Origin of the sequence: Brasilonema sp. UFV-L1, from assembly GCF_012912105.1 — a bacterium.
GTDB lineage: Bacteria > Cyanobacteriota > Cyanobacteriia > Cyanobacteriales > Nostocaceae > Brasilonema.
The window spans coordinates 1-3,304 of sequence record NZ_QMEA01000260.1; the positions used below are offsets into that span (position 1 = coordinate 1).

5 protein-coding genes and 1 pseudogene are annotated in these 3,304 nt (G+C 39.5%); 3 read left to right on the forward strand and 3 right to left on the reverse strand.

The window, feature by feature from the left end:
• The first annotated feature begins 242 nt into the window (after positions 1 to 242).
• The 3 genes and pseudogenes from DP117_RS33780 (at position 243) to DP117_RS36805 (ending at position 1,195) form a co-directional block, all read left to right on the forward strand.
• Complete coding sequence (locus DP117_RS33780) at positions 243 to 701, forward strand: DUF1772 domain-containing protein (RefSeq protein ID WP_169222517.1); 459 nt, start codon at positions 243 to 245, stop codon at positions 699 to 701.
• 51 nt (positions 702 to 752) lie between these two features.
• A pseudogene (locus tag DP117_RS36800) lies at positions 753 to 931 on the forward strand (DUF2887 domain-containing protein); the annotation flags it as partial.
• Positions 926 to 1,195 (forward strand): Rpn family recombination-promoting nuclease/putative transposase, encoded by a 270-nt coding sequence (locus DP117_RS36805; protein ID WP_339381155.1) that lies wholly within the window; start codon positions 926 to 928, stop codon positions 1,193 to 1,195. The pseudogene DP117_RS36800 and the gene DP117_RS36805, both read left to right, overlap by 6 nt.
• An 86-nt stretch (positions 1,196 to 1,281) precedes the next feature.
• Here DP117_RS36805 and DP117_RS33790 read toward each other — a convergent pair whose 3' ends face one another.
• From DP117_RS33790 to DP117_RS33800, 3 genes are all read right to left on the reverse strand, one after another.
• Positions 1,282 to 1,521, reverse strand: a complete 240-nt coding sequence (locus DP117_RS33790) for a hypothetical protein (protein WP_169222518.1) — start codon at positions 1,519 to 1,521, stop codon at positions 1,282 to 1,284.
• A 254-nt stretch (positions 1,522 to 1,775) separates the two neighbouring features.
• Positions 1,776 to 2,315 (reverse strand): phosphate-starvation-inducible PsiE family protein, encoded by a 540-nt coding sequence (locus DP117_RS33795; RefSeq protein ID WP_169222519.1) that lies wholly within the window; start codon positions 2,313 to 2,315, stop codon positions 1,776 to 1,778.
• Positions 2,316 to 2,461: 146 nt separating this feature from the next.
• Positions 2,462 to 3,304: tetratricopeptide repeat protein (locus tag DP117_RS33800; RefSeq protein ID WP_169222520.1), on the reverse strand; the 843-nt coding region annotated here is incomplete at its 5' end.

Genomic DNA, 3,304 nt, shown 5'->3' on the forward strand with positions numbered 1-3,304 from the left:
GTAGCTAGTGGTAGGTGTTATGTAACGGTTGTTTTGTTTCACGCAAAGGCGTAGAGAGTATAAGAACTGTACGTTCGCTGATTTTAAAGGGAAAAGGGTGAATTAAGTCTTACACGGCATAGAATGTGGCTTATAAAGAGATTGCTGGTGATTGAAAGGCGATCGCAACATCACTGAGTCCGCAGGCGATACTTCATCGTGAGGTTGAGGCTTCGTGCAAGGAATACTTTAAGGAGTCATCAATGGAATTGCTTTTTAAGATTTCGTTCTTAATTCTTTCTTCTGTTTTTACTGGAATCGTACTATTTCTTTCTACAGTTCTTAGAGAAACATTTAACGCATTAAAAGAAGAACAGTATTATTGCGTTTATTCGGAAATTATCGTAAGAGGAAGAAAATCGATTGTTATTAACACGATTGTGCTAGTACCGATTCTAATATTTTCAGCATATATTATTTGTGGCTTTAGAAACTTTTTCTTTATCATCGGATCATTGCTATACATTTTAGGTTCTTTTGTATCATCAATATTAATAAATGAACCTGCATATACGAAATTACTCAAAATGGATATAAACGATCAAGCAGGAATGATTATAATTCGTGGCTTACTAAATAAAGGTAATATAACCAGAACCGTTTTATCTCTTTTTGGTATACTATTAGTCGGAATATCAATCTATTGGGATGGGCAAGATTAGAAATGAGATTTTCCCGAATTTAGTCTCCAGAACCTCACTTAAAGCGCTCAATTGCAGCGCATTTATTTAGATGAATTAGGTACAACAGCAGAAAATTCACTTCAACTTGCGGTTGTGCTGTTAATTATAGAACAGGAACAGACAGCTGTTGAGCGAAGTAGAGAATTGATTTTGCGGGCAAGACAACAACTGGCAGTGAAGCGAGCAGGACGCAAATTGTAGAATTGATAGAAACCATCCTGTTGTACAAGTTTACTCAGTTAAGCCGAGAGGAGTTGGCAGCAATGTTGGGCATAGACGACGAATTAAAAAAAACAAGGATGTATCAATCCATTAAGGAGGAAGGTTTACAAGAAGGCTTACAAGAAGGTAAACTGCAAGCGAAGTTAGATGCAGTACCCCGATTGTTAGCTTTGGGTTTGAGTGTCGAACAAGTAGCAGAGATTCTAGATTTGACGCTGGAACAAGTGCAGCAAGCAGCCCAGAATCGCTAGTTTCATCTACACAAATGGTGTGTTAGCTAGCGCTAACACACCCTACACCGCTACACTGTTTCACGGCTTAGCACGAAATTTAAGGTTTACATTTTACCTTTTTGCATGACTTCCTGAAGGTGGCGGCGAATTTCTTGTACGTACTCGATATCAGACTCGCGCAATTTCTCGAACAATTCTACACAAGGCTGAGAACCAGCTTGCTGTGCATCGTTAATGTAAGTTTCATAAGCTTTGATTGCTTCAGCTTTGTTGTGCAACACAGTGATGAAGTCGTATTCTAAGTTGCTCACGGGATTTTGAGTTTTCGGTGCAGATTGAACCATAAATTTACCCTCCTTTAGGTTTCTTACTCACTTGTACTCACCCTAAAGGAACTCTTCATCTTCCTAAAAGAGTATGCGTGGATACGCTATTAGTTGTAGGGCGATCTGCACAAAGCACAGCAGCTAAGCTATCGCCTAAAGAAGTTATATTCCCATGTTCTACCTGCGAAGAAATTAAGGAGCTAAAAATAACTTCATTCTTCAACAGTTATCAGTTATCACTCTTTACTGATAACTGATAACTGTTCACTGATTTAAGCAATATCCTCGCAACGATGTGGATATTTGAATTCACGCTCTTTTTCCACTGGTTCGTTTTCAAGGCGTGTAATAGGGCAAAACTTAGTGTTAGCACTTATACAATCCATGTGTGGTGTTTTGGCACAAACTAACAGTAACCCACCCAGAACCACTAATAAGCCGCAAATTGCTGCAGTCTGAACCCAAGAAATTTCCAGCGCTCCATGAACAACCACTTCTCTGAGTACTGAAACAAGTGCCACTTCCACTGCTACTCCAACAGCAATACTATGCTCCTGTAAATACACCATCAGGAGTCGAAATAATTCAACCAAAATTAAGATGAATAGTATCTTGGCAGTCACAACTTTAAAATCTACAGGTATTTCAAGAGTTGTGAAGAAAACCCATAGCTGCATGACCATAATCGCGAACAAACCCAAACACAGAACAATCACAATTAAGTCTTGGAAAGCCTCCATGTTACGGACAACCCAATGCCGATCTAGCCAGCGATTGGAGAATAAAAATTGACTCTTGAGGCGCTTTTTCATGAGGATTTCCATTACTATCAACACAACTTCATTGCACACCAGACATTTCAGTTCATAATTTTATTGTCTCGTAATTAAGCCTTCTTTTAACAGTTATCAGGAAATAGTGATAATTGTTCACTGATAACTGATAACTGATAACTGATTTAGCGAAGTTGATAATTCTGATTTGATAATTGTTGCCATAGATTTCCTGCATTGTTCGCCCACTGGAAGTTCTTTTGAGATTTGTATAAATCTCTTGCATATTGCAACACTTGTGCTGCTTCTGGATATTTTCTTAACTGTATAAATACTAACCCAGCTGCATAATAGGCATTAGCATTGTTTGTGTTTGCTTCTGCTGATTTTCTAAAAGCTTCTAAGGCATCTTTTAATTTTCCTTTACTAAAGTTAATTGCACCGATATTATAATGAGCTTCTGAATATTTTGGATTGATTTTAACTGCTTTGCGAAATGCATCTTTTGCTTTATCAGCTTTGCCCTGTTGTAAATAACATATGCCCATATGATAGGCTGGTTCGGGTGCATTTTTGCTCAATTGCATCGCTTTTTTAAAGGATGAAATAGCTTTGTCCCAATCTCGTTGTTGCTCGCGGAGTAACCCTAAGTTGTAGTGAGCAACTCCCAATTTGGGATCAAGTTCCAATGCTCGTTGCAAGTAATCGTTTGCTTGCTGCCAATTGCTCCCTTCTAATAGCGAGCCGCCAAGGTTAGCATAAGCCAGGGCAAACTGGGGATCAGATTGTGTCGCTTTGTAAAATGCATCAGCAGCAGGCTGTAATTGTCCTATTTGTCGCAGTGCTAGCCCCATGTTGTAGTGAGCTGCGGCTAAATTGGGATCGAGTTCTGTGGCTTTACGAAATAAGGCGATCGCATCTTGCACTCTCCCCACCTGAATGGCTTGTAACCCTTGTGTCAAGTAGTCTTGAGCGCTGCTATCAATGTATTGTGCGAGTTTGGAGGGGGGAGGTGGGGAACTCGGGGC

Coding starts and splice junctions, on each gene's coding strand:
- DP117_RS33780 (WP_169222517.1), top strand. CDS start 243: ATGGAATTGCTTTTTAAGATTTCGTTCTTAATTCTTTCTTCTGTTTTT.
- DP117_RS33790 (WP_169222518.1), bottom strand. CDS start 1,521: ATGGTTCAATCTGCACCGAAAACTCAAAATCCCGTGAGCAACTTAGAA.
- DP117_RS33795 (WP_169222519.1), bottom strand. CDS start 2,315: ATGAAAAAGCGCCTCAAGAGTCAATTTTTATTCTCCAATCGCTGGCTA.